The organism is Aeromonas sp. 602396 (assembly GCF_049173735.1).
Lineage (GTDB): Bacteria > Pseudomonadota > Gammaproteobacteria > Enterobacterales > Aeromonadaceae > Aeromonas > Aeromonas veronii_A.
On record NZ_JAAKSD010000001.1, the window covers coordinates 750,119 to 774,857 of the forward strand.

General features: G+C 62.0%; 24 protein-coding genes and 1 tRNA gene. 11 read left to right on the forward strand and 14 right to left on the reverse strand.

The genetic code is table 11. From position 1 onward, the window contains the following. The 10 genes from hybA (at position 1) to G5229_RS03260 (ending at position 9,967) form a co-directional block, all read left to right on the forward strand. Positions 1 to 1,047 (forward strand): hydrogenase 2 operon protein HybA, encoded by a 1,047-nt coding sequence (gene hybA, locus G5229_RS03215; protein ID WP_159143598.1) that lies wholly within the window; start codon positions 1 to 3, stop codon positions 1,045 to 1,047. Next, entirely contained in the window at positions 1,040 to 2,227 is a 1,188-nt protein-coding gene (hybB, locus tag G5229_RS03220) for a Ni/Fe-hydrogenase cytochrome b subunit (protein ID WP_421208417.1), read from the forward strand. The genes hybA and hybB overlap by 8 nt, the downstream gene beginning before the upstream one ends. Positions 2,228 to 2,235: 8 nt before the next feature. Further along, positions 2,236 to 3,939 (forward strand): hydrogenase 2 large subunit, encoded by a 1,704-nt coding sequence (gene hybC, locus G5229_RS03225; protein ID WP_421208522.1) that lies wholly within the window; start codon positions 2,236 to 2,238, stop codon positions 3,937 to 3,939. Continuing rightward, entirely contained in the window at positions 3,939 to 4,469 is a 531-nt protein-coding gene (locus tag G5229_RS03230) for a HyaD/HybD family hydrogenase maturation endopeptidase (RefSeq protein WP_407958744.1), read from the forward strand. Before hybC ends, G5229_RS03230 begins: the two co-directional genes overlap by 1 nt. Then, positions 4,451 to 4,981, forward strand: a complete 531-nt coding sequence (hybE, locus tag G5229_RS03235) for a hydrogenase-2 assembly chaperone (protein WP_421208419.1) — start codon at positions 4,451 to 4,453, stop codon at positions 4,979 to 4,981. Before G5229_RS03230 ends, hybE begins: the two co-directional genes overlap by 19 nt. A 140-nt stretch (positions 4,982 to 5,121) precedes the next feature. Further along, on the forward strand, positions 5,122 to 6,744 hold the full coding sequence (locus tag G5229_RS03240; protein WP_227340656.1) for an ABC transporter substrate-binding protein: 1,623 nt from the start codon (positions 5,122 to 5,124) through the stop codon (positions 6,742 to 6,744). After that, positions 6,729 to 7,739, forward strand: a complete 1,011-nt coding sequence (locus tag G5229_RS03245) for an ABC transporter permease (protein ID WP_421208421.1) — start codon at positions 6,729 to 6,731, stop codon at positions 7,737 to 7,739. Before G5229_RS03240 ends, G5229_RS03245 begins: the two co-directional genes overlap by 16 nt. Next, positions 7,729 to 8,544, forward strand: coding sequence for an ABC transporter permease (locus G5229_RS03250; protein WP_421208423.1), 816 nt, complete (start codon positions 7,729 to 7,731; stop codon positions 8,542 to 8,544). Before G5229_RS03245 ends, G5229_RS03250 begins: the two co-directional genes overlap by 11 nt. Then, positions 8,538 to 9,326 (forward strand): ATP-binding cassette domain-containing protein, encoded by a 789-nt coding sequence (locus G5229_RS03255; protein WP_421208425.1) that lies wholly within the window; start codon positions 8,538 to 8,540, stop codon positions 9,324 to 9,326. Before G5229_RS03250 ends, G5229_RS03255 begins: the two co-directional genes overlap by 7 nt. Beyond that, positions 9,326 to 9,967 carry an ATP-binding cassette domain-containing protein gene (locus G5229_RS03260; protein ID WP_421208427.1) on the forward strand — a complete coding sequence of 214 codons (642 nt, stop codon included), beginning with the start codon at positions 9,326 to 9,328 and terminating at the stop codon, positions 9,965 to 9,967. Before G5229_RS03255 ends, G5229_RS03260 begins: the two co-directional genes overlap by 1 nt. Before the next feature lie 418 nt (positions 9,968 to 10,385). Here the strand turns inward: G5229_RS03260 and hypB are convergent, their stop codons facing one another. Continuing rightward, entirely contained in the window at positions 10,386 to 11,246 is an 861-nt protein-coding gene (gene hypB / locus G5229_RS03265) for a hydrogenase nickel incorporation protein HypB (protein ID WP_421208523.1), read from the reverse strand. On the opposite strand from hypB, the gene G5229_RS03270 reads away from it, so the two are divergent. After that, complete coding sequence (locus tag G5229_RS03270; protein ID WP_421208429.1) at positions 11,133 to 11,525, forward strand: hypothetical protein; 393 nt, start codon at positions 11,133 to 11,135, stop codon at positions 11,523 to 11,525. The genes hypB and G5229_RS03270 overlap by 114 nt on opposite strands. Here the strand turns inward: G5229_RS03270 and hypA are convergent. From hypA to G5229_RS03335, 13 genes are all read right to left on the reverse strand, one after another. Then, on the reverse strand, positions 11,503 to 11,844 hold the full coding sequence (gene hypA, locus G5229_RS03275) for a hydrogenase maturation nickel metallochaperone HypA (protein WP_024944968.1): 342 nt from the start codon (positions 11,842 to 11,844) through the stop codon (positions 11,503 to 11,505). The two genes, G5229_RS03270 and hypA, sit on opposite strands and share 23 nt — an antisense overlap. Positions 11,845 to 11,913: 69 nt before the next feature. Then, positions 11,914 to 12,918: a hydrogenase expression/formation protein HypE gene (gene hypE / locus G5229_RS03280; protein ID WP_421208430.1), complete on the reverse strand. Its 1,005-nt coding sequence runs from the start codon at positions 12,916 to 12,918 to the stop codon at positions 11,914 to 11,916. Continuing rightward, a complete protein-coding gene (gene hypD / locus G5229_RS03285) occupies positions 12,915 to 14,027 on the reverse strand; it encodes a hydrogenase formation protein HypD (protein ID WP_421208432.1) in 1,113 nt (370 codons plus the stop codon). The genes hypE and hypD overlap by 4 nt, the downstream gene beginning before the upstream one ends. Next, positions 14,021 to 14,272 carry a HypC/HybG/HupF family hydrogenase formation chaperone gene (locus G5229_RS03290; RefSeq protein ID WP_421208434.1) on the reverse strand — a complete coding sequence of 84 codons (252 nt, stop codon included), beginning with the start codon at positions 14,270 to 14,272 and terminating at the stop codon, positions 14,021 to 14,023. The genes hypD and G5229_RS03290 overlap by 7 nt, the downstream gene beginning before the upstream one ends. 5 nt (positions 14,273 to 14,277) lie before the next feature. Beyond that, positions 14,278 to 16,716, reverse strand: coding sequence for a carbamoyltransferase HypF (gene hypF, locus G5229_RS03295; RefSeq protein WP_421208436.1), 2,439 nt, complete (start codon positions 16,714 to 16,716; stop codon positions 14,278 to 14,280). Beyond that, the gene (gene selB, locus G5229_RS03300; protein ID WP_421208437.1) at positions 16,713 to 18,596 is read right to left on the reverse strand and encodes a selenocysteine-specific translation elongation factor; all 1,884 of its coding nucleotides are present in this window, start codon (positions 18,594 to 18,596) and stop codon (positions 16,713 to 16,715) included. The genes hypF and selB overlap by 4 nt, the downstream gene beginning before the upstream one ends. Positions 18,597 to 18,600: 4 nt before the next feature. Continuing rightward, positions 18,601 to 20,079: an L-seryl-tRNA(Sec) selenium transferase gene (selA, locus tag G5229_RS03305; RefSeq protein WP_421208439.1), complete on the reverse strand. Its 1,479-nt coding sequence runs from the start codon at positions 20,077 to 20,079 to the stop codon at positions 18,601 to 18,603. A 314-nt stretch (positions 20,080 to 20,393) separates the two neighbouring features. Continuing rightward, positions 20,394 to 20,485: transfer RNA gene (locus G5229_RS03310), tRNA-Sec, on the reverse strand. Between the two features lie 213 nt (positions 20,486 to 20,698). After that, entirely contained in the window at positions 20,699 to 21,190 is a 492-nt protein-coding gene (gene hycI / locus G5229_RS03315; RefSeq protein WP_421208441.1) for a hydrogenase maturation peptidase HycI, read from the reverse strand. Continuing rightward, positions 21,190 to 21,603, reverse strand: coding sequence for a formate hydrogenlyase maturation HycH family protein (locus tag G5229_RS03320; protein WP_167556341.1), 414 nt, complete (start codon positions 21,601 to 21,603; stop codon positions 21,190 to 21,192). The genes hycI and G5229_RS03320 overlap by 1 nt, the downstream gene beginning before the upstream one ends. Continuing rightward, positions 21,596 to 22,411: an NADH-quinone oxidoreductase subunit B family protein gene (locus G5229_RS03325; RefSeq protein WP_005333324.1), complete on the reverse strand. Its 816-nt coding sequence runs from the start codon at positions 22,409 to 22,411 to the stop codon at positions 21,596 to 21,598. The genes G5229_RS03320 and G5229_RS03325 overlap by 8 nt, the downstream gene beginning before the upstream one ends. Beyond that, positions 22,411 to 22,968 carry a formate hydrogenlyase complex iron-sulfur subunit gene (locus G5229_RS03330; protein ID WP_005345227.1) on the reverse strand — a complete coding sequence of 186 codons (558 nt, stop codon included), beginning with the start codon at positions 22,966 to 22,968 and terminating at the stop codon, positions 22,411 to 22,413. The genes G5229_RS03325 and G5229_RS03330 overlap by 1 nt, the downstream gene beginning before the upstream one ends. A gap of 9 nt (positions 22,969 to 22,977) precedes the next feature. Then, entirely contained in the window at positions 22,978 to 24,696 is a 1,719-nt protein-coding gene (locus G5229_RS03335) for an NADH-quinone oxidoreductase subunit C (RefSeq protein ID WP_421208443.1), read from the reverse strand. Positions 24,697 to 24,739: the final 43 nt, after the last annotated feature.

Here is a 24,739-nt window from a genome sequence, read left to right on the forward strand (position 1 = left end):
GTGAACAGACGAAACTTCCTCAAATTTGCCTCCGTCGGTGCGCTGGCGGCGGGCACAGCCGTACCCGGCACCGCACTGGCGGCGGCCAAGAACAAGCCGCCCATTCCCGGCGCGCTCGGTATGTTGTATGACTCTACCCTTTGCGTCGGCTGTCAGGCCTGTGTGGCGGAGTGTCAGCGCCTCAACGGCAACCCGACCAACCCAGCCGGGGCGCAAACCTGGTCCAACAACGACAAGCTGACCCCTTACACCAACAACATCATTCAGGTGTGGAAGAGCGGCACTGGCGAGCACAAGGATCAGCTGGTGGATGGCTACGCCTACATCAAGAAGCAGTGCATGCACTGTGTCGATCCCAACTGCGTCTCTGTCTGTCCGGTGCAGGCTCTTAAAAAAGATCCCAAGACCGGCATTGTTCACTACGACCCGAGCGTCTGCACCGGCTGTCGCTACTGCATGGTGGGTTGCCCGTTCGATGTGCCCAAATATGACTATGACAACCCGCTGGGGGCGATCCACAAGTGCGAGCTCTGCAACCAGAAAGGGCTTGAGCGGATCGATCAGGGGAAATTGCCCGGGTGTGTCGAGGTGTGCCCCACCGGCGCTGTGATCTTCGGCACCCGCGAGGAGCTGATGGCCGAGGCCAAGCGTCGCCTGCTGGCGACCCCGGGCAGCGCATATGCCTATCCGCGCCAGACCCTCTCTGCCAACGACCCTTACCTGCACGAGGTACCCCACTACCAGCCTTACGTCTATGGCGAGAAGGAGGGGGGCGGCACCCAGGTGCTGGTGCTGGCCGGGGTGCCCTATACCAAGCTCGATATGCCCGATCTGCCGGAGCTCTCCTCCGGTGCCCGCTCCGAGCATATCCAGCACACCCTCTACAAGGGGATGGTGCTGCCCATGGTGGTGCTGACCGGCCTTTCGGTGCTCATTCGCCGCAACACCAAGAATGGTCACGAACACCATCATGACGATGGCCATGATCAGGGGAGTGCGCAGATCAAGGATCAGGGCACCACAAAGGGAGGCAAGGATCATGAGTAATCACAAGGCGTATCCCCTCGGTGGCAAGCTGGTCAGCTGGCCTGTACTGGTGCTGGCCCCCTTTGCCGTGCTGTGCGGCATGTTGATTTTAAAACGCCTCGTCTTCGGGCTGGGCTCGGTCACCGATCTGAATGGCGGCTACCCCTGGGGGCTCTGGATCTCGTTCGATCTCTTGATCGGTACCGGTTTCGCCTGTGGCGGCTGGGCGCTGGCCTGGGCTGTCTATGTGTTCAACCGGGGCGAGTATCACCCGCTGGTGCGACCGGCCCTGTTGGCGAGCCTGTTTGGCTACTCGCTGGGCGGCCTCTCCATCACCATTGACGTCGGCCGTTACTGGAACCTGCCGTACTTCTACCTGCCCGGTCACTTCAACACCTCCTCGGTGCTGTTCGAAACTGCGGTCTGCATGACCATCTATATCGGGGTGATGGCGCTGGAGTTCGCTCCCGTGCTGCTGGAGAAGTTCGGCTGGAAGGCGTCACTTATTCGCCTCAACAAGATCATGTTCTTCGTGCTGGCGCTGGGGGCGTTGCTGCCCACCATGCACCAGTCCTCGATGGGCTCATTGATGATAGTGGCAGGGGAGAAGATCCATCCGCTCTGGCAAAGCTACGAGCTGCTGCCGGTCTTTTCGCTGCTGACCGCATTTATCATGGGCTTCTCCATTGTGGTGTTTGAAGGATCCCTGGTGCAGGCCGGATTGGCGGGGCGGGGCCCCAACGAGAAGTCGCTCTTCTACAAGCTGACCCAGGTGATCGATATCTTCCTGATCCTGTTTGTGGCGCTGCGTTTTGCCGAGATCGTCATCCACGACAAGTCGGCCTACCTCTCCGAGTTCAATCGCTACTCCATCATGTTCTGGAGCGAGATTGCGCTGATGATCTTCCCGTTGCTGGTGTTCCACTGGGACAAGAGCCGCCGGGATTCGCGCATGTTGTTCCTGGGGGCCCTCAGCATGCTGCTGGGCGCCGCCCTCTGGCGGCTGGATTACTCCCTGCTCGCCTTCAACCCCGGCAATGGCTACCACTACTTCCCCTCTGCGGAGGAGGTGCTGATCTCCCTGGGCTTTGTTGCCATCGAGGTGTGTGCCTATTTGCTGTTGATCCGGCTCTTGCCGGTACTGCCATCACTTGAACGTGTTCACCAAGATTATCAGGCCCGAGGGAAAGCCAACGTATGAGCCAACGTATGAGCCAACGTATCACCATAGACCCCATCACCCGCATTGAGGGGCACCTGCGTATCGACTGCGAAATCGAAGGCGGTAAAGTGACCAAAGCCTGGTCGTCCGGCACCATGTGGCGCGGCATGGAGGAGATCGTCAAGGGCAACGACCCGCGCGATGCCTGGATGATAGTGCAGCGCATCTGCGGGGTATGTACCTCCATTCACGCCATCGCCTCGGTGCGGGCGGTGGAGAACGCCATTGGCGCCAAGGTGCCGGTCAACGCCCAGTACATCCGCAACCTCATCATCGCGGCCCACAACATCCACGATCACATCGTCCACTTCTACCAGCTCTCCGCGCTGGACTGGGTGGACATCACCGCGGCCCTTGAGGCCAATCCGCAAAAAGCGGCGGACATGCTCAAGGGGGTATCAACCTGGTCCCTCAACAGTGCCGATGAACTGACCAAGGTGCAGGACAAGATCCGCGCGCTGGTGGCGAGCGGCCAGCTCGGCATCTTTGCCAACGGTTACTGGGGTCACAAGGAGATGAAGCTGAGCCCGGAGGTAAACCTCATCGCCGTGGCCCACTACCTGCAGGCACTGGAGTGCCAGCGCGATGCCAACCGCATTGTCGCCATCCTCGGTGGCAAGAGCCCGCACATCCAGAATCTGGCGGTGGGCGGCGTGGCCAACCCCATCAATCTGGATGCGCCGAGCGTGCTCAACCTCGAGCGGCTGCTTTATGTGAAGAGCTTTATCGACCGGCTCGGCGAGTTTATCGAGCAGGTTTACAAGGTGGATGCCGCCATCATCGCTGCCCACTATCCCGAGTGGCTGAACCTGGGGCAGGGTGCCAAACACTACCTGAGCGTGCCGGAGCTCCCCACCGACGCCAACGGCGGCAGCTTCCTGATGCCGGGCGGCTATATCGAGAATGGCAATCTGGCGGGCTATCGCCCCATCGAGAGCCATCAGGATGGCTGGCTGATGGACGGTATCGCCGAGAGCAACAAGCACGCTTGGTACAAGGATGACGAGCCCCTCAAGCCCTGGGAGGGCAAGACCGAGCCGAACTACACCGGCTGGCAGGATGACGGCAAATACTCCTGGGTCAAATCCCCCACCTTCTACGGCAAGGTGGTGGAGGTGGGGCCGCTCGCAGACTTGCTGGTGAAGCTCGCCGCCAAACACCCGGAGACGGTGGCGCATTTCGATCAGTTGAACGGCATCTACAAGGCGCTCACCGGCTCGGCCATCAAGACTGAGCAGCTGCACTCCACCATGGGCCGCATCATCGGCCGCGCGGTGCGCTGCTGCGTGCTGAAAGATACCCTGGCGCACCAGTGGCAGGCGCTCATCGACAACATCGGCAAGGGGGACTTCACCGCCTACATCAAGGCCGAGATCCCGGCGGATAAAGAGTTTCGCGGGGTGGGCTTTGAAGAGGCGCCGCGCGGCATGCTCTCCCACTGGATCGTCATCAAGGGGGGCAAGATCGAGAACTATCAGGCGGTGGTGCCATCGACCTGGAACTCGGGCCCGCGCAACTTCAATGACGAGCCCGGCCCCTACGAGCAGGCGCTGGTGGGCACCCCGGTGGCCGATCCGGCCAAACCGCTGGAGGTGGTGCGCACCATCCACTCGTTCGACCCCTGCATGTCCTGCGCGGTCCACGTGGTGGATACCCAGAATGGCGAAACGACTCAGGTGAAGGTGTTGTGATGAATACCCTGATCCTGGGCGTAGGCAACCTGCTCTTGAGCGACGAAGCCGTCGGTGTGCGCATCGTCGAGGCGCTGGGGCGTGAATACCGTTTCGCCCCCGGCATCGAGCTGCTCGATGGCGGTACCGCCGGCATGGAGTTGCTCGAAGCGATGGCCAGTCGCGATCACATCATTCTGGTGGATGCGGTGCGCAGCGGTAATCCGCCGGGCACCGTCGTGACCCTGAAGGATGAGGAGATCCCGACCCTGTTTGGTCGCAAGATATCCCCGCACCAGCTGGGGCTGGCGGACGTGCTCTCGGCGCTGCACATGACGGGGGAGTCGCCCAAGCGGCTCACCCTGATCGGGGTCGAGCCTGAATCCCTCGAACCCCGCATCGGCCTCACTCCTGTGGTGGCTGCTGCCATGGGGGAGGCGACGGATCGGATTTTGACTCTGCTGGCCGCCGTTGGCGCACCCGCCATCCCGCTCTCTGAGCAGGAGAAAGCTGAACAAGCACGGGAGGGTCTATGGCGCAGTCCCATTTAAGCGAGGCTGAGAGAGTGCTGGAGATAGTACCGGAGACGGCGCAGGAGTTTGCCGGTTTTGCTAGCGATCCCGCGCCTCTGCTGGTAGCCCAGTACGAGCGGATCGCTCGCGAAGAGATGCAGGCGTTGCCTTTCTATCACCCGGACATGCCTATAGTGGCGGAGTGCACGTTGTTTGAAGGTCAGTGGCTCGGCTGCGTGCTCACCCCCTGGATGTTGAGCGTGGTGGTGTTGCCGGGGCCGGATCAGCTTTGGCCGGTTCGCAGCAGCATCGATCGGCTCGCCCTGCAGCTCCCCTGCGGCAACATGACCTTTATGGTGGGGGAATTGCCCGAGACGGGACAGCTGCTGGCTTGCTCCCTGATGTCGCCGCTCGATCCCCATCTCGGTGCCGGGGAGGGGCGGGCGCTGGTGAGCAGCACCCTCAAGATGCTGCTCTCCTTGCCGGTGCAGCAAGGGGCTGGCGGCGTGGATCTGGGTCGCAGACGGCTATTCGGTGCCCGGCGCGGTTAACCGGCATAGTCGCTAGGTTTCACGCGAAATCAAGTTTAGAATAGGGGGCCATTTTGGCCCCTCACTCCCATGTTCAGACACGCATTTCGCCTCTTTTTTGAGTGATGATCCGTGAGTGGTACAAAACAAGAAGGATCCCCATGACTGTTTCTCGCAATTCCCTTCTCCATTACGCTAGATCCAGCGCGAGCGTCCTGTTGACTCTGCTGCTGGGCACTGCCTCTCACGTGGCTCTGGCCGCTGCCCAACCTGTGCCTGCCGAGCTCAAGCTCGCCATCGGCAGTGAGCCCACCGAAGGGTTTGACCCTCTACTTGGCTGGAGCCACGGCAGCTACCTGCTGCTGCACAGCCCGCTGCTCAAACAGATTGCTGGCGATAGTGCCGATCTCAGTTGGCAGAATGTACTTACCCAAGCGGTGACCCCAAGCAAGGATGGCAAGGGGTGGCTCATTACCCTCAAGCCTGACCTGAAATTCTCCAACGGCGCGCCGCTCACCGCCGAGGATGTGGCCTTCACCTACAACAGCGCAGCCAAGGGCGGCGGCAAGATCGACATGGGCAACTTTGTCTCGGCCAAGGTGCTCTCGCCCACCGAGGTTGCCATCACCTTGAGTGCCCCCCAGAGCACCTTCGTCAACGTGCTGGGATCTTTGGGGATAGTGTCGAAGAAGGATTACGACGCAAAAGCATATGCCCAAAAGCCGGTCGGTGCCGGCCCTTACCGGCTGGTGAGCTTCCTGCCCGGTCAACAGCTGGTGGTGGAGGCGAACCCCTATTACGCCGGTGGCAACAATGACTTCAAACGGCTGGTCTTTGTCTTTATCGATGAAGAGAGCGCCTATGCCGCCGCCCAGAGCAGCCAGCTCGATGTGGTGCGCATTGCCCCGTCGCTGGCGCCCACCGTGCCTGCCTCCCTCAAGCTCTGGGTGCGGCCGAGCGTGGAGAACCGCGGTATCGTCTTCCCCATTCCTCCTGCGGGTAAAAAAGATGCCAAGGGTTATCCCATCGGCAACGACGTGACCTCGGATGTAGCGGTGCGCCGCGCCATCAACTACGCCATCGACCGCAAGCTGCTGGCCGATCAACTGCTGGAAGGGCACGCCATCCCCGCCTACAGCGCGGTGGAAGGCTTGCCCTGGCTAAACAAAGCCACCGCCTTCAAGGATGGCGATGCCGCCCACGCCAACGCCCTGCTCGACGAGGCGGGTTGGAAGATGGGCAGTGACGGCATTCGCCACAAGGGCAATCTGCGCGCCGCTTTTACCCTCTGGTACACCAGTGGCGACAGCACCCGCCGTGATCTGGCGGAAGCGGTGCGGGCCATGCTCAAACCCATCGGTCTTGAGGTGAGCCTCAAGTCCGGCAGCTGGGAGCAGGTGGAGCGGGAGATGCATGCCAATACGGTGCTGATGGGGTGGGGGAGTCTGGATCCCATGGAGCTCTATCACCACTACCAGAGCGGCTCAGGTGGCGTGGAGTTCTACAACCCGGGCTACTACAGCAACCCTGTGGTGGATAGCCACCTCAAGCAGGCGCTGGATGCCCCGAACTGGCAGGCGGCCGTGCCGTTCTGGCAGCAGGTGGAGTGGGATGGCAAAACGGGCGCCGGAGTGCAGGGAGATGCCGCCTGGGCATGGCTGCTCAATGTGCAGCATACCTATCTGGCCAACCGTTGCATCGATCTTGGCAAGGGGGCGCCGGAAATCCACGGTAGCTGGTCCCTGCTCAACAACCTGCAGGATTGGCGGTGGACGTGCCGTTAAGTTCGCCCTTGAGTCACTCCGGTTATCTGTTGCTAAAAGCCCTGCTGCGTCTGGCAGGGTTGTTATGTTTGGTCTCGGTCGCCACCTTTGTGCTGCTGAGTTACTCCCCCATCGACCCCATCAAGGCCTATATCGGCAACGACCTGCTCCATGTGCCGCCGGAGCAATACGCCCGCATCGCAGCCCGCTGGGGGCTGGATCAACCGCTCTGGCTGCGCTACTGGCACTGGTTTACCCAAGTGCTGCAGGGGGATCTCGGTTACTCCATGCTCTACAACGCGCCTGTGGGTGAGGTCATTGGCCAGCGTTTTGCTGCCTCCTTCCTGCTGCTGGCGGGCGCCTGGCTGCTCTCCGGCTTTTTCGGGATTTTGCTGGGCCTCTGCGCTGGTCGCTATCTCAACCGCTGGCCCGATCGCCTGATTTGCCGCTTTGCCTACCTGCTCGCCTCCCTGCCCACCTTCTGGGTCGGCCTGTTGCTGCTCGCCCTGTTTGCGGTGCACTGGCCGCTACTGCCGGTCTGCTGCGCCTGGACGCCGGGGCTTGCTGCCGATGAGGTGGACTGGGCCATGCGATTGCGCCATCTGTTGCTGCCGGTGACCACGCTCGCCCTGCTCGGGCTGGGCAATATTGCCCTGCATACCCGGGCGCGGGTGGCCGAGGTGCTGGAGAGTGACTTTATCCGCTACGCCCGCGCTCAGGGGGATGGCGGCTGGCCCATGCTGCGTTTTCATGTGCTGCGCCACGCCCTGACCCCGGCGCTCTGCCTGCAGTTTGCCTCGCTCGGTGAACTGATTGGCGGATCGCTCTTGGCCGAGAAGGTCTTCTCCTATCCGGGGCTCGGCCAGGCCACCGTGGATGCGGGGCTCAGGGGCGATATCCCCCTGCTGATGGGAATCGTGCTCTTCTGCACCCTGCTGGTCTTTATTGGCAATACGGTGGCCAGTTTGCTGCTGGCCCGCATCAATCGGGGCTGGGAGGACGAGCATGCTGTTTAATCCGCTTCCCTCCATACTGCGGCTGGTTTTTGCCCTGCTCGGATTGGCGCTGCTGGCCACTTACGGCTGGAGCCTCTCTCATCAGGATGTGCCGATGGATCTGCTGGCGCGCCAGCAGCCTCCCTCGCTGACCCACTGGTTCGGCACCGATCAGATGGGGCGGGATCTCTGGTTGCGGGCCTTTCAGGGCACCCTCACCAGTCTGGAGCTTGGCATAAGCACGGCTCTCTGCAGTGGCCTGCTGGCCATGGTGGCGGCAAGCGTGTCGCTCATTCACCCCAGATGTGATGCGGCGGTACGAATGGTGATCGACGCCATGCTGGCGTTGCCCCATATGCTGCTCTTGATCCTTATCTGCTTTACCGTGGGCGGCGGCATGCGCGGGGTGATCCTGGCGGTGGCGCTCACCCACTGGCCCAAGCTGGCGCTCATTCTCTGTGCAGAAGCGCGGCGGATCGCCCGCAGCGACTATGTGGTGCTGGCCCGTTGTCAGGGGATGGGGGCGCTGCGTCGGTGGCGCACCCACCTGCTACCGGGCCTGTTGCCCCAGTGGTTTATCGGCACCCTGCTGATGTTTCCCCATGCGGTGCTACACAGCGCGGCCTTGAGCTTTCTCGGCTTTGGTCTGGCGGCCCACGAGGCTTCCCTTGGCCTGTTGCTGGCCGATGCCTTGCGTTATCTGGCCGGTGGCGGCTGGTGGTTGGCCCTCTTCCCCGGTCTGATGTTGTTGCTGCTGGTGTTGCTGTTTGATCAGGCTACCCGCGCCTTGCAACAGCTGTTGTGGCACAGGAGTGAACCATGCTGAGTTTTGACCATGTGACCATAGAGGCGGCCCACTACTCCTGGCTGGGGCGGCGTAGCTGGCAGCCTTTGCTGACCGATATCAGCCTGCAACTGGCGCCAGGGGAGATAGTGGCGCTGGTGGGGGGGAGCGGCGAGGGCAAGAGCCTGCTGCTGCAAAGCGCTCTGACATTGCTGCCGGACAATCTGCGGATGCGCGGCAGCATCTCTCTCGATGGTACTCCTCTGTGCGATGCCAGCCGGGCCCGTCTACGCGGTCACACTCTCTGCTATGTGCCACAGGGAGTAAGCGCCCTCAATCCATTGCTGACGGTGGAGCGCCAGCTGGGCCGTGCGGCACGTCTCTGCGGCCAGAGCTGTTCTCGCGAGCGGCTCGGTGAGCAGCTGCTGCGCTACCAGCTGCCCGCTGCCACTCTGGACCGCTATCCGCGCCAGCTCTCCGGTGGCATGGCCAAGCGCATTCTGGCCTGCACTGCGGCGCTCGGCGGTGCTCGCTACATTCTGGCGGACGAGATCACCGCCTGGCTCGACGAGGGGCTGGCCTGTCTGCTGCTCGGCCAGTTGCGTGAATTGGCCAATCGGGGCAGCGGTATCCTCTGGGTGACCCACGATCTGGCGCTGGCGGCTCGCTTTGCCGATCGCATTGTGGCGCTGCATCAGGGGCAGGTGAGCGATACCTTGAGCTGCCACCATCTGCGCCAGGGGCTGGGGAGCGAGATGCTCCGTGCCCACTGGCAGGCGCTGCCGGAGTTCAATGCGCTTTTCTCTGTGCCGGAGGTTTCCTGATGTTGGAAGTACGAAATCTCACCATCGCCCAGGGGGAACGTCCCCTCTGGCAGGGGTTATCGCTGACGGTGAAAGCGGGCGAACGGCTCGGCATCTCCGCTCCGAGCGGCCATGGCAAGACCACGTTGGGGCGAGTGTTGGCGGGTTGGCAACCGGTTGGGGCTGGCGGGCAGATCCTGCTGGATGGGCTGCCGGTGCCTGAGCAGGTAAAAGGCTATAACCCCATCCAGCTGGTGCCCCAGCACCCGGAACTCACCTTCAATCCCTATCGCACCACCGGGCAGGCGTTGTGGGATGTATGGCGCCCCGATAACGCCATGCTTGCCCGCTTTATGGTCAAGCCTGAATGGCTCGGTCGTAAACCCGGTCAACTCTCCGGCGGCGAGCTGGCCCGCATCGCGTTGCTGCGCGCCCTCGATCCCCGCACCCGACTGCTGATTGCCGACGAGGTGACTGCCCAGCTGGATCCGCAAATTCAGCGCCAGCTCTGGCGGGAGTTGATGATTGAGTGCGAACAGCGCCGGCTTGGTATGGTGATCTTCAGTCACCAGCAGGCGCTGTTGCGCCAGATCTGCCATCGGGTGCTGCGCTTTGGTGAGGTGCCTGCGGAGCAGGAGGCGATGGCCCGTAGCGTGGCCTGAGGATTGGTGTTTCCCCCCTCATCCCCAGCCCTTCTCCCGCAAGGGGAGAAGGGAGTTGAAGGTGCCATCTCAATACGCTCAGGGTTTAGGGTTTGGAGAACCTTGGGGTTTGAAAATATGGCTGGTTGTTATGCTCGAAGCCTCCCTGAGGGGGTTGAGGGAGTCGTATTGTTGCAGCATATTGCCTGTATCCACGAATAGGTTCCCTTTTCCATGTTGAGACGGGAACGGAATGCGGCATCCACGAACCGGTTCCCTCTCCCTGGGGAGAGGGCCTGGGTGATGGGACGCGAGTGTGAGGCGCTGGCCATTCGAGACAGATAGCACGGCCGACAAGGTCTACAGATAAAAGAGAGGGAGGCATCAGCCTCCCTCTCTTGCTATCCGCCGTTGGTAACGGCATTTAACCGGTTCTGGTTCAGGCTGTAGCCAGCCAGTTGAGCCAGGCATCCATCCCTTCGCCCGTGGTAGCGCTGACCTGGATCACCTGAATATAGGGGTTGACCCGTTTGGCGTTCTCGATGCAGCGGGTCACGTCAAAGCTGACGTAGGGCAGCAGATCGATCTTGTTGATCACCATCAGCTGGGCGGCGGCAAACATGTCCGGGTATTTCAGCGGCTTCTCTTCCCCCTCGGTGACGGAGAGGATCGCCACCTTGTACTTCTCACCGAGATCGAAGCTGGCGGGGCAGACCAGATTGCCCACGTTCTCGATAAAGAGGATACCCCCTTGATTGGCGGGCAGCTGGTGGCAGGCGTCGTGAACCATTTTGGCGTCCAGATGGCAGCCCTTGCCGGTGTTGATCTGCACGGCAGGGACGCCGGTGGCGCGGATGCGATCCGCATCGGCGCTGGTCTGCTGATCCCCTTCGATCACGGCGCAGGGGCGTTTTTCGGCCAGCAGGCGCAGGGTTTCGCACAGCAAAGTGGTTTTGCCTGAACCCGGACTAGAGACCAGATTGAGAACCAGCTGGTCGGCAGCTGTGAAGTGCTCGCGGTTGTGGGCGGCCAGCGCATTGTTCTTGGCCAGCACATCCATCTCGATGGCGATCAGCTGACGCTGCCCCATGCCCGGAACCGACAATCCCGCTTCCCCTTTGCCATAGTGCAGATCACCCTGCTGGTGGTCATGGTCATGGTCATGGTCATGGTCATGGCTGTGATCATGGGGATGTGCGTGGGAATGGCCGTGGTCATGAGAGTGGGCGTGATCATGATGATGGCTGTGGGGGTGATCATTGTGGTGCTCATGGGGGTGATCATGACCCTCGTGGCTTATGGGAGCTCGCACCCCGTGGTAGTGGTGATGGACATCTCCCTGATGGTGATAGTGGTGGTGAATGATCAGGGTTCGCGGCGCACTCTGCTCGTGGTCATGATGGTGATGGGCGTCATGAGCATGATGATGGCCATGCTCATGCTCATGCTCATGCTCATGCCCATGTTCATGGTGATGTTCATGTTCGTGATGATGCTCGTGATCGTGCTCATGGCCGGCGATCCGCGCCTGGCCGCATCCGCATACGCTACACATATCAACTTACCTCGATGTCGGTGATGCGCAGGCTATCACCCTGCGCGACTCGTAATTTGTATCCGCCACACTCGGGGCAGGCCTGCCCGCGCTCGGTGAGGGTGACCGTCTGGTTGCAGTCGTAACACCAGGCCTCTGCCGCCTGGTGCTGAAAGTGCAGTTGGGCTCCCTCGACGGCGGTGCCCTTGGCGGCCGCCTCGAAACAGAAGGCAATGGTGTCCGGGTCGACGCAGGAGAAGCTGCCGACCTCGAGCCAGAGGGCGGTCACCTTGGTAAAGCCCCGCTGGGTGGCCTGTTCAGCCGCCAGATCGATGGCGGCCATGGCCAGAGACATTTCGTGCATGGTGGCTCCTTAACCGATATGGGGAGGAGCAGTGACTCCTCCCTGTAATTGACGGAACGGCATGGCCGATCAACAGATCCGCGGCAGCAGCTCCCCTTGCGGTAGCTCCAGATAACGGCGGCTACCCCAGGGGTTGTTGAGGATCACCTTGTGGCGATCGCTTGCCTGCACCACGCCGATCTGGCTGGCGGCGGGGTTGAATTGCCGCAAGATGCCCAGCGCGTCCTGTGCCTGTTCGGCAGGCAGGGCCAGCACCATGGTTCCCTCGTTGGCGAGATCATGGGGCTCGAAGCCATAGAGCTCGCACAGGCCACGCACCGGATCGCACACCGGAATGGCGGACTCCTCCAGCTCGATGGCAACGCCGGAGGCGCTGCTCCATTCGTTGAGCACGGCGGCAAGGCCACCGCGGGTGGCATCGCGCAGGGCGTGAGGGGTAATCCCCGCTTTTAGCAGCGCTTCTACCTGCGGCCAGAGGGTGGTGCAGTCACTCTTGAGATCGGATCCCAGTTGCAGGGCGTCACGGGCCATCAGGATGCAGGCGCCGTGGCTGCCGATATCCCGCGACACCAGAATGGCGTCACCGGCTTTGAGGTTGCGTACCGAGATGCCCCGGCTCTGCTCAGGCCGCGGAAAGGTGCCGACCCCGCTGGTGTTGATAAAGATCTTGTCGGCCGCCCCCTTGGGCACCACCTTGGTGTCGCCGCAGACGATGCGGGCACCGCTCTTGGCAAGTTCGACCGCCATCGACTCGACGATGCGGGCCAGATCGGCGTAGGGGAAGCCTTCCTCGATGATAAAGCTGCAGCTCAGATACTCGGGCTTGGCCCCCATCATGGCGAGATCGTTGACCGTACCGGCGATGGCCAGTTTGCCGATATCGCCCCCCTCGAAGAAGAGCGGCGAGACGGTAAAGCTGTCGGTGGTGAAGGCAACGGGGCCGTTTACCGGCAGCAGGGCGGCATCTTCACCGCGCAGCAGGATCTCGTTGCCAAAGTGGCGAAAGAAGAGCTGATTGATCAGCTGGTTCATCTCCACACCGCCGCCGCCGTGGCTTAACTGAATTTCTCTCATTGGATCCCCATATATCGGTAGTAGGCATTGCAGGCCCCTTCGGAGCTGACCATGCAGCTGCCCATGGGCTGGGTCGGGGTGCAGCCCCGGCCAAAGACTTTGCACTGGTTCGGTTTGGCCAGGCCGCGCAGGATATCGGCGCACTGGCACGCCTTGTGGTCATCGATGGGAGTCTGATTAAGCGCAAAGTGACGCTCCGCATCGCGCTTGGCAAAGGCATCGCGCAGGCGCAGGGCGGAGGCGTTGATATCCCCCAGACCTCGCCAGCGAAAGTGCTCGCGGGTCTCGAAAAAGCGCTCGACCAGCCGCTGGGCGGCTTTATTGCCGCTGGCGGTGACGGCGCGGCTGTACTGCACCTCCAGCGCGTAGCGACCCTCCACCTTCTGGCGCACCATCATCAAGAGCGCCTCCATCACATCCACTGGTTCGAAGCCACTCACCACCACCGGCACCTGATAGCGATCGACGATAGGCAGGTAGATATCGGCGCCGGTGATGACGCTGACGTGGGAGGGGCCGATAAAGGCGTTCACCTTGGCCACCCCGTCGGCCATCACCGCATGAATGGCGGGGGGCACCAGCACATGGTTGATATGAAACAGCAGGTTCTCAATCCCCTCAGCTTCAGCCGCAGCCAGCAAGGCGGCGGTCATGGGGGTGGAGGTCTCGAAACCGATGGCGAAGAAGACCACGGTTTTCTCGGGGTTCTCACGGGCGATACGCAGGGCATCGAGGGGGTCATAGACCGGACGGATATCGCTCCCCTTGGCCCGCTGCTGGGCCAGCGTGCCCTTGGAGCCCGGCACCCGGATCATGTCCCCCAGGGTGACCAGAATGACGTTGGGCTGGCGGGCCAGCTCGATGGCCTGATCGATGCGCTCTTTGGGCATGATGCAGACCGGGCAACCGGGGCCGTGGACAAACTCGATGCTGGCCGGCAGCAACTGGTGCAGGCCGTATTTCATGATGGTGTGGGTATGGCCACCGCACACCTCCATCACCCGCAGCGGTTCGGGCAGATCTTTGGCCAGTTCGGTGATCTGGGCGGCGAGGGCGCGGATCACCTCGGGCTGGCGAAAGCCCTGAAAGAGGTCATTCAAGGTCAGCATGGCAAGATATCCTGCTCTGGCATCAGGGCCACCATCTGGCGGAAGCTCTCGAGGCTGGCCTGCGCCTCCTCTTCGTCAATCTTGCTCATCACAAAGCCGATATGGAGCAGCACATAGTCGTCAATGTTGAGAGGCTCTTCGAGCAGCATGCAGCTGACGCGCCGCTGCACCCCCAGGGTGTCGACGGTGACGCAGTTATCTTCGGGGTGCAGCTGCACCACCTGAGAGGGGATGGATAGACACATGAATTTCAGGACTCCGACAAGGTGGCACAACCGGTTGTGACAGGGTGGTGCGTGGCAAGATGGTGGATGGCAAACCAGAGCTGACCGGCGGCGATGCCACCGTCATTGAGCGGCAGGGTTTCGCTGGTCAATACCTGCCGGCCGGCCGCTTCGAGAGCGGGCACCAGCTGGTCCATCAGCACCCGGTTTTGAAAAACGCCGCCCCCGAATACCACCGGATAGCCGGGGACGCGCTCGGCAAGGGCGATGACCAGATTGCTGATGGCGCGGATAAAACCGGCGGCCAGGCTGGCGGTGGAGATGCCTTTTCTCTGCTCGCTGATAAGGGTATTGATGAGCTCGGCCCACTCGATATGCAGTGGCCCCTCTGTTGATTGGCTGAGATCAAAGGCGAGGGGGAAGGGCTGTTCATCTGGGGTGAGCTGCAAGGCGGCTGCCTCCAGCAGGAGTCCCGCTTCGCCCTCGTAATCCGGGGTGTTGATCACCCCCAAGAGCGCCGCCACCGCATCGAACAGTCGACCGATGGAACTGGTGTAAGGGGCGTTGCGACCCAACTGCCAGAGCTGGTGCAGATTGTTGATCTGCCCAGCGGGCAGTTGCTTGATCGCCGGAATATCGAGGGCACTGATCTGTTCAGGAGTGTGCGATTCAAACAGCAGCCCCAGCAGCTGACGTACCGGCTCGCGAATGGCCGCCTCGCCGCCGATCAGCTTGAAGGGGGCAAGGTGGGCAACCCGCTCAAATCCCTGAACGTCTGCCAGCAGCAGCTCGCCACCCCAGAGGGTGCCGTCATCGCCAAGGCCGGTGCCATCGAAGGCAACCCCCAGCACCGGGCCCGTGATGTTGTGCTCGGCCATCACCCCCAGCAGGTGGGCGTGATGGTGCTGCACCTCGAGGTGGGTCACCCCCTGATTGCGGCAATAGCCCTTGGCCCACTGATGGCTGAGGTAGCCCGGGTGGCGATCCGACACCAGCAGTTCTGGCTTGAGATCGTAGAGGTCGCGAAAGGTCGCCAGGGTCTGCTCAAAGTGCTCCTGCATCGGCAGGCTATGCAGATCGCCGATATAGGGGCTGTAGATGCGCTGGCGGCTGAAGGCAAGCGCCAGCTGGTTCTTCTGCTGCGCCCCGACCGCCAAGAGCGGTAACTTTACCGCCTCTTGCAGGCTGGGGGTGCAGGGGGCATAGCCCCGGGCGAGGCGCAACGTCTGGCGTCGCCCGCCTGCCCACTGCACCAGACTGTCGTCGCAGGGGTGCAGGATGGGGCGATTGTGATCCAGGATGCCGTCAATCTCGCTGCCGAGCTCCCTGACCACCGCCTCGCACTCGATGAGGATCGGGCTGCCGCGACCATTGGCGCTGGTGGCCACCAGCGGCATGGCGCACGCGTCCAGCAGCAGCTGATGGAGCGGGGTATAGGGGAGCATGACCCCAAAGTAGGGGATGCCGGGGGCGATCCCCTCGGCCAGCGGCGCGGTTGTCAGTAGGGATTCTGAGAGCCGATCATCATTTTTGCGCTTGCGCAGCAAGGTGATGGGTCTGGCCTGAGAGGCGAGCAGCTTCCACTCGTCTTCGCTGCCGGTGACATGCAATTTGGCCTCGGCAAGGGAGCCTATCATCACCGCCAGCGGCTTGCGCGCGCGCCGCTTGAGCGTTCGCAATCTGGCGACACTCTGTTCATTGCGGGCATCACACATCAGGTGATAACCCCCCATCCCCTTGACCGCGATAAGCTTGCCTGCTTGCAGGGCGTTTGCAGCTGCTTGCAGGGCATCCTCGCGCTCGGCCAGGGCATCGCCACGGCCATTTCGCCAGCTGAGATGAGGCCCGCACTCGGGGCAGCTCACCGGCTGGGCGTGGTAGCGTCTGTCCAGCGGGTTTTCATAGGCCGCAGCGCAGCGCGGGCACATGGCAAAGCCCGCCATGGCGGTATGGGGGCGGTCGTAGGGGAGGCGGCGGATAATGGTGTAGCGCGGGCCGCAGTGGGTGCAGTTGGTAAAGGGGTAGCGATGGTGGCGATCCGAAGGGTTGGCCACATCGTTGGCGCACGCCTCGCACATCCCCTGATCCGGCGAGATGGCGACCGTGGCCGCGCTCTGCTGCTGGCTTGCTTTAATTCGAAACTGGCCATGAAATTGGCCATCGAAGTCGGGATCATGAGCGCGGGGCAGTTCCCGCTCGCTGAAATGATCGATGCGGCTAAGTGGCGGCGCCAGTTCCCGCAGTTCGCGGGCAAAGGTGGCGAGCTGCTCGGGCGATCCTTCGGCGCCAATGGTGACGCCGTTGGCATCGTTCAACACATAGCCGGCAAGGCCGTGGCGCAGCGCCAGCCCATAGACGAAGGGGCGAAAGCCGACCCCCTGTACGATGCCGTCGATATGAAATTCGCGGCGCAGCCGGTTGACCACAGGATTGGCAGAGCCAGAGTGGGCGATGGTGGCGCTCATGCCGGCTCCATCTCATCTTGAGTCTGCGGCAAACGCAGCACCCGGCGCTCGTTCTCCTCGCGCCGTACCCAGCCATCCATCTCCATGCGCAGGCAGAACGGAATGGCGTATTTGCGCGACAAGCCGGTGATCTCCTTGAGGGATGCCATGTCGATCAGATCTCCCACCTGTTGGCCCGCCAGCACGGCGGCGACCATCTGGTTGTAAAGCTCGGCGTCGTAGTAGATGGGGCCATCGAGCTGCACCAGATACTTGAGTCGCGCCAGATTGCGCAGTTGCTTTTGCAACGCGCCTTTTTGCTGCAAGCCCTGCTGCAGGGCGGCGGGCAGCTTGCGGGTGATAAAGGGATCCAGCTCCACGCCGCCGGGGCCCAGTTTACCGGGCTCGTAACCCTCCTTGCCTTGATCTCGCACCACCTTGAGCACCAGCTGCGCCTCTTCCCCCAAATCATCTTCCGACTCGCCGCTGCCCGGTTGCCACTTGTCATGGTGCAGGCGAATGAGCTGCTCGCTCTTGAGCTGCTGGAGCAGGGCCTGAGTGACCGGCAGGGCGATGCCAAAGCGGGTCGCCAGCTCCGCAGCGCTCAGCGGTTCGTTTGCCAAGGTAGCGAGCAGCTGATCGCGGCTCTGGGCCAGCCAGTGGTTGTCCAGCAGCCACTCACCGAGGGGAGTGACCTGCTCTGGCTGCTGGTCAAAGCGGTTGGCCAGCACATAGCCGTTGAGCCCCAGCTGCAGGGTGGCCGGGTTGTAGTGTTCGAGCTCATCTGGCAGCTCGCCCAGCAGGGCGTGCAGCGCCTTGCGTCTGGCGGGGTGGATGTCGCCGCACCAGACGATGCGGGCGCCGTGCAGCAGTTCGCTACTGCCGTGGCGAATGATGGCGAGTGGCTGGCCGAAGAAGCAGGGGATGGGGCTGGTAAAGATCAGCCGCGCCAGCCGGGTATCCTTGATGGGCACGAAACGGGCCCGGCCATGCCAGCTGCCGAGGGCCACTTCCACTTCGCGGTTGCGCTGTTCCCGGATGCTGCCACCGACCTCGCAGAGCCGCACGATAAGGTGGGTGGCCGCCTCGCACTGACCGGCAGTGCTGGTGAGGCAGTGGCCGCGAGCCACCTCCTTGTGGGGCACTTTTTTAAGGCCCACCGCCACCCGGCAGACGGCGCCGATCTCGTCGGCGCTCTGGTGATAGGCCTGCAGGGAGCGCACTTGCACCTCCCGATCGGCGGGGTAGAGACGCAGCTTGTCCCCCACCTTGAGGCTGCCCTGCTGCAAGGTGCCGGTAAGCACTGTGCCGGTGCCATTGGCGGTAAAGACTCTGTCTACATACAGTCGCGGTGCGCTCTGCTCGCGGGCAGCGTGTGAGGCTGGCAGTTCGGCAAGCTGGCGCACGATGGCGGCGTGCAGGGCAGCCATATTGGCGCCGGTTTTGGCGCTGACGCTGACGATATCGGGCACCATGCCGCTCTCGTCCATCACCCGCTCCAGCAGGCTCTCTTCCAACAGCAAAAGCTCGTCGGAGCTGACCAGATCGCACTTGTTGATGCAGACCAAGAGACGCGGCACCCCCATCGCCTTGAGCAGGCGCAGGTGATCGCCGGTCATCGGCATCCACCCCTCGTCGGCGGCGATGACCAGCAGCACCAGATCCAGACTCCAGAGCCCCGCCACCATGTTGCGGATATAGCGTTCGTGGCCGGGCACGTCGATGACGCCTATGGTGTTGCCCTGACCGTCGTCAAAGTGGGCAAAGCCGAGATCCTGGGTCATGCCGATGGCCTGCTCATGGGCACGAGCGGTGGTGATGCCGGTGAGGGCCTTGATCAGCAGGGTCTTGCCGTGATCCACGTGGCCGGCAAGGCCGATAACGGCGCGATAGGGGGTCATGGGATCAGGGCTCCTCGGTCGCATTTGTTGCATTGAACGGGGCGGGCAGCAGCAACTCCTTGAGTTGGGCGATCAGCAGTTCCATCTCGGTCGGCAGCAGGGTGGCCATATTGAGCAGCACCTTCTGCTGGCGCACGGTGGCGATGACCGGCACCGGCAGTTCGCGCAAATCATCGAGCAGCTGCTGGGCCGGGCGCGGGTCGGTGCACTCCAGCGCAGGGGCCGGATAGAACTCGTCCGGCAAGGTGCCACCGCCCACCACCAGCTGGGCGGGGACCGGCACAAAGGAGCCGGGCAGGGCGGCCATCAGCTGGTCGGCTCTCGCCTGCATGGCGGCCGGATTGCTCAGGGTGCGATGGGCGATACCCTCGCCGACGGGAGATTTGTTGAGCTTGTGGATGAGCAGCCGTTCGAGCAGGGAGTAGACGATGCGGCTCGGGCGGAAGGTGCGCATCATGGGGTGTTTTTCCAGCCGCTTGATAAGGTCGCTGCGGCCGCTGATGATGCCCGATTGCGGGCCCCCCAAGAGCTTGTCACCGGAGTAGCAGACCAGATCCGCCCCCGCCTTGATGTACTGGCGCACCGAGGTTTCATCCGGTGCAAACTCTTCGGTGGTCAAGCCCGACCCCTGATCCACCGCCAGCACTACATGTTCGGGCAGGGCGCGGGCCACCTCGCCGATATCGGGGGATTCAGTAAAGCCGCGAATGGCGAAATTGGATCTGTGCACCATCAGTACCAGCGCGGTCTGATCGGTGATGGCATCGAGGTAATCTTTGGCGGTAGTGATATTGGTAGTGCCCACCTCCACCAGTTTGGCGCCGGAGAGCGCCAGAATATCGGGAATGCGAAAGCCGCCGCCAATCTGGATCTGCTCGCCGCGCGAGACGATCACCTCGCGCCCCTTGGCCACCTCCTGCAGCAGCAAAAAGAGCGAAGCGGCGTTGTTGTTGACCACCAGCGAATCCTCGGCCTGGGTGAGGCAACGGAGCAGGGGGGCGATCAGCCCCTTGCGCCCGCCGCGCTTGCCGGTGGCGAGATCCAGCTCCAGATTGTTGTACCCGGTGTTGAGGTCACGCACCTCGTCCCACAGCTCGTGACTTAATGGCGAGCGCCCCAAATTGGTATGCACCAGGGTGCCGGTGGCGTTGATCACCCGGGTTTGACGCTGGCGCAACTGCTGTCGGCAGCGCTTGGCAATCAGCGCCTCGATCTGCTCGGGGGCGACGCCATGCTGGCGAAAATCTTCGCTCTGGCGCAGCTCGCTCAGGGTGTCGCGCACCGCCTGAGTCACCAGCGGGCGGCTCAGCGCCTCGATAAACCCGGCGAGAAAGGGTTGCTGCAGCAGCTGCTCCACTTGCGGCAAACGGCGCGTTTGTTGCTGGCTGGGCTGTTGCTGAGAATCTGGCAGTGAATCGTCGGCAGCCGTACCTGATGCGGGCTGGCGGTGGGGGATGGCTGACGCGTGAGACGAGTTCGGCATGGGATTACCAGTGCAGTGCGTGGGTTCGGGAGGCGCACCGGTTTGCCGATAGAGAGGCCGAGCTGACGGGTTATGGCACTGCTGGCGATTTGCGGATGAGTGCAAACTGGGTGCATCAATGAGCGGGTATAAATTAATGCTGCATCGATGCTGATAAATTAATTTTTGGCCAGCGAGATAACCTGAGTTCGGATTATATTGGCAAGCGGCAAGCACCTTTTTTAAGGTATTAATTCAAACATATTGAACAAACAATGGAAATAACATTCAGGCCGAAAAATTCAGCGGGAGAGTATTTGTTCAATAGATAAATTTGGCGGAAGAGGCAGGAATCGAACCTGCCAAAGCCTTCTCGGCTCACATCGGTTTTGAAGACCGAGGAGGCCACCAGACCCCATCAACTTCCGTAACGGTCGCCATTTTGTGGCAAATTTCTGTGACTGGCAACGCTTTTTTTGTCATAAAAAAGCGAGAGTTAGCGATTTTTTGAAAAAATCAAAGAACCTTGTTTTATATCAAGTTCAGCACAATTAGCCCGATGCTTTTAATTTAACATCGGGCCTCGATCACATTGCCGGAACCGTCGGTCAATAACGGTCGTTAACAACTCGATAAATAATCACCTCTTGGAATTGTCAATATTCCACTGCTCCAGTTTCTCTATTAACAAGTCGGTATCTTTGGCGGCATCAAGGTGCTGATAAAGATAATCCATCGCCTCGCTCACCATCTCGGTCATCGGGAAAGAGAACGCCACGATGGCCGGTTGTACCCCGACAAAGATCACCTCGGGGACAAAGGTCTTGAGCTCGTCGATCAGGAAATTGAGCGGCATATTGTGGGTCGAGAAGATAAACATCTCGGCGATGGTCTCGGGGGGGATCACCTGCAGGGTTCCCGCCTTCTCGCCGATCTCGGCGGCATCCACCAGCACCACCCGCTCCGGTTGCAGCTCCCGCACCTTGTAGACCACATTTTCCGGCGCGATGCCGCCGTCGATATGGATCCAGCCGGGCAGGGGGGCGGCTTGCAGTTTGTCGGCAAGATAGGGGCCGGCACCGTCGTCCCCCATCATGGCATTGCCCACGGTCAACACGAGATTGCAGCCCATCAGCGGCTCCTTACCATCAGGTACATATGGGGGTCGTTAAAGAGGGCGGTGAGCTGATCCATAAAGGTGTTGGTCCAGCCCAGCTCCTGCTCATCGAGCACGCCTTCGGCTTTGCGCAGTCGGTCGAAGGCGCAGGCCAGCATATGGCAGTGCTCGCGATAGATGGTGATCTCGCCAAAGGTGAGAAACCCCTCCATCTTGCGGCGCGCTTCGCTCCCCTCTGGCAGCTTGGCTACCCAGTCGCGATAACCGGTCAGCGAGCAGACCAGGTCTGCTCGCAGGCAATCGACAATGCCGAGGTGGTGGCCGATGGCGAGGCTGTAGTACATCACCTCTTTGGCTTCCTCGGGGACGTTGAACTGCTCGTCGACGAACTTGCGCGAGAGGCGGTAGAAAAAAACCTCGTCAGCCATGCACCGCCTCTCCCTTGCCGGCTGCCCGGTTAAGGCAGGCGTTTGCGAGGTTGTTGACGATCTCCGAGAGGCGCGGATCGTCGTGCTGATCGAGGTAGCTCTGGATGCGCAGATCCACATCCTGCTGGGTTGCCCCTTCGAGCAGGGCCATAAACTCGTCGGCGATGATCCGCCCCTGCCGGTAACCGGCCATGCGGCGCGCCTCGCGTTCGATCATCACCCGGATTTCGTTGGGGATGCCGGTGTGGCGTAGTTCGACCCGCTCACCCGGTTGCACCTCGTGGCTGGTGGCTTTGAGTTTCTGCTCAAGCAGACCGAGCGCCACCGCAAAGCCGTAGATGGTGGCCGCCGGTGTGGGTGGGCAGCCGGGGATATAGACATCCACCGGCACGATCTTGTCGGTGCCGCCCCATACACAGTAGAGGTCGTGGAAGATGCCACCGTCACAGCCGCAGGCGCCGTAGGCGATGCAGATCTTGGGATCGGGCGCCGCCTCGTAGGCACGCAGGGCCGGCACCCGCATCGCCCGAGTCACCGCGCCGGTAAAGAGCAGGATGTCGGCGTGGCGGGGGGAGGCGACCACCTTGATGCCGAAACGCTCGGCATCAAACAGCGGGGTGATGGTGGCGAAGATCTCGATCTCGCAGGCGTTGCAGCCGCCGCAATCGACCCGGTAGACATAGGCCGAGCGGCGAATGTCCTTGAGCAGGGTCTTCTTGAGTTTGGTGATCTCGGGATCCTGTGCCAGCGGTACGGCGCGGGTATGGGCATGGCCGACAACCGGTTCTATGCCTTTGATCTTGCTCATCACATCCACTCCTTTTGTGCGGCCATCGGTGTGGCTATCGGTGTGATCAGGGCCGAGTCAGGCTGGCTCAGCATGCTCTGTTTTCGTTTGCAGTCGGGGCAGTGGTGAAGCCGCTCCGGGGTCGCCAGCGGTGTGCCCGCCTGCTTGAGGGTGTCCTCCACCAGTGCCACCAGTTTGCTCGGGGCAAAGTAGGTGCCGCACAGAGTGCAGGGGGCCAGCGCAAAGCGGGCCTCCTCATAAAGGTCCGCCTTGTTGGTCACCGCCAGCTCGAACTCGGGGGAGAGCGCGATGGCGCGGGTCGGGCAGACCTCTTCGCAGCGACCGCAGAAGATGCAGCGCGCCATGGAGATCTCCCAGCGCCGTTCGCCGGTCTCCATGTCCACTTCCATCACCAGCGCATTGGCCGGGCAGGCCTTGGTGCAGGCGGCGCAGGCGATGCACTGATCCGCCTGATATTTCGGTTTGCCGCGAAAATCCCGGTTCACCTCATAAGGGGCGAAGGGGTACTTGGCGGTCGGGGTGCCAGCCTTGAGGATGGTCTTGAACAGCTTGATCATGATGACCCCTTATTTCAGCGGAGAGTTTTTGCGATCGATACCGTAGCGCTCGATCTCCTTGTAGGAGACCACGGTGGATTTGCCCTTCTTGGGGTCGACCAGGGTGACCCGGTCGGTACAGGAGTAGCAGGGATCCAGACTGCCGATGATGAGCGGCGCATCCGCCACGGTATTGCCGCGCAGCATGTAGCGCAGAGCAGGCCAGTTGGCGTAGGTGGCGGCGCGGCAGCGCCAGCGGAATAGCTTCTGGTTATCCCCGGTCATGCTCCAGTGGACGTTCTCGCCGCGGGGCGCCTCGGTAAAGCCCAGCGCAAACTTGCCCGGCTGGTAGGTGAAGCCTTCGGTGAGCAGTGGCCCTTCCGGCAGGTGCTCCAGGCCGAACTCAATCATGTCGAGGGAGTCGTAGAGCTCGTGGATCCGCACCAGTACCCGGGATTGCACATCGCAACCCGCCTTGGTCTGGATCTCCATCGGCAGCTCGCGGTAACCGGCAAAATCGTGAACCCGGCGCACGTCGCGCTTGAAGCCGCTCGCCCGCACCATGGGGCCGACGCAGCTGAAATCGCGGGCAATCTGCGGGGCGAGCTTGCCGATACCGATGAGGCGGGAGGAGATGTTGGCGGTATCCAGCAGCATGGCCACCAGGGGTTTGAGCTCATCACGCAGTTCGCGCACCAGCTGGGCACCCTTGATGCGATCTTCCTTGAAGATGTCGCGGCGTACCCCGCCAATCAGGTTGAGGCCGTAGGTCTTGCGGGCGCCGGTCAGCAGCTCGGCCAGGGTCATGGATTTCTCCCGCACCCGGAAGAACTGCATGAAGCCGGTGTCGAAACCGGTGAAGTGGCTCGACAGGCCGATGTTGAGGATATGGCTGTGCAGGCGCTCCACCTCCAGCAGCACGGCGCGGATCATCTTGGCCCGCTCCGGCACCGGAATACCCATGGCGTTCTCTACCGAGGTGGTGTAGGCGACGCTGTGAGTAAAGCCGCAGATGCCGCAGACCCGGTCGGTCAGAAACGCCACTTCGTTGTAGCCCATGCGGGTTTCCGCCAGCTTCTCCATGCCGCGATGGACATAGAAGAGGCGGTAGTCGGCATCGATGATGTCTTCGCCATCGACGAACAGACGAAAGTGCCCCGGTTCGTCGGAGGTGATGTGCAGCGGGCCGACCGGCACGATGCGGTTGGCATCACTGCCCAGCTCGTTGACGAAGGGGTAGGTCTCGGTGTCGGTGGTGGGCATCGGGCGCTGGCGATAATCCATGGCGTCCTTGCGTAGCGGGTGGATATCCTCCGGCCAGTCGTCCGGCAGTACCAGACGGCGTTCGTCCGGCAAACCGATGGCGCGCAGGCCGTACATGTCGCGGATCTCCCGCTCGCCCCACACCGCCGCCGGAATGGTCGGGGTGATGGAGGGGTACTCCTGGGTATCGGCATCCACCAGCACCTTGACGGTGATCCAGCACTTGGTGTCGCCCTCCATGGAGAAGACGTGGTAGACGGCGAAGTGGCCGTTGAGGCTGCGCTCGTCATTGGCAAAGGAGAGAGGAAGCCAGCCCCCCAGCTGATGGAAGATCAGGCTGGCCGTCTCGACCAGACTGGTGGGTTTGACGGTGATGGTGGCCTGATCGGCGGTTTGCCACTCCTCGTCGACGATGGCGTGGGGCAGTTGGGCTCGCACCTGCTGGATGTAGTCGCAGCCGATGCGATCCGAAATGGCGATGGTCATGCAGTTCTCACTTTAATGTTCGGGAATGAGCATTCACAAATGA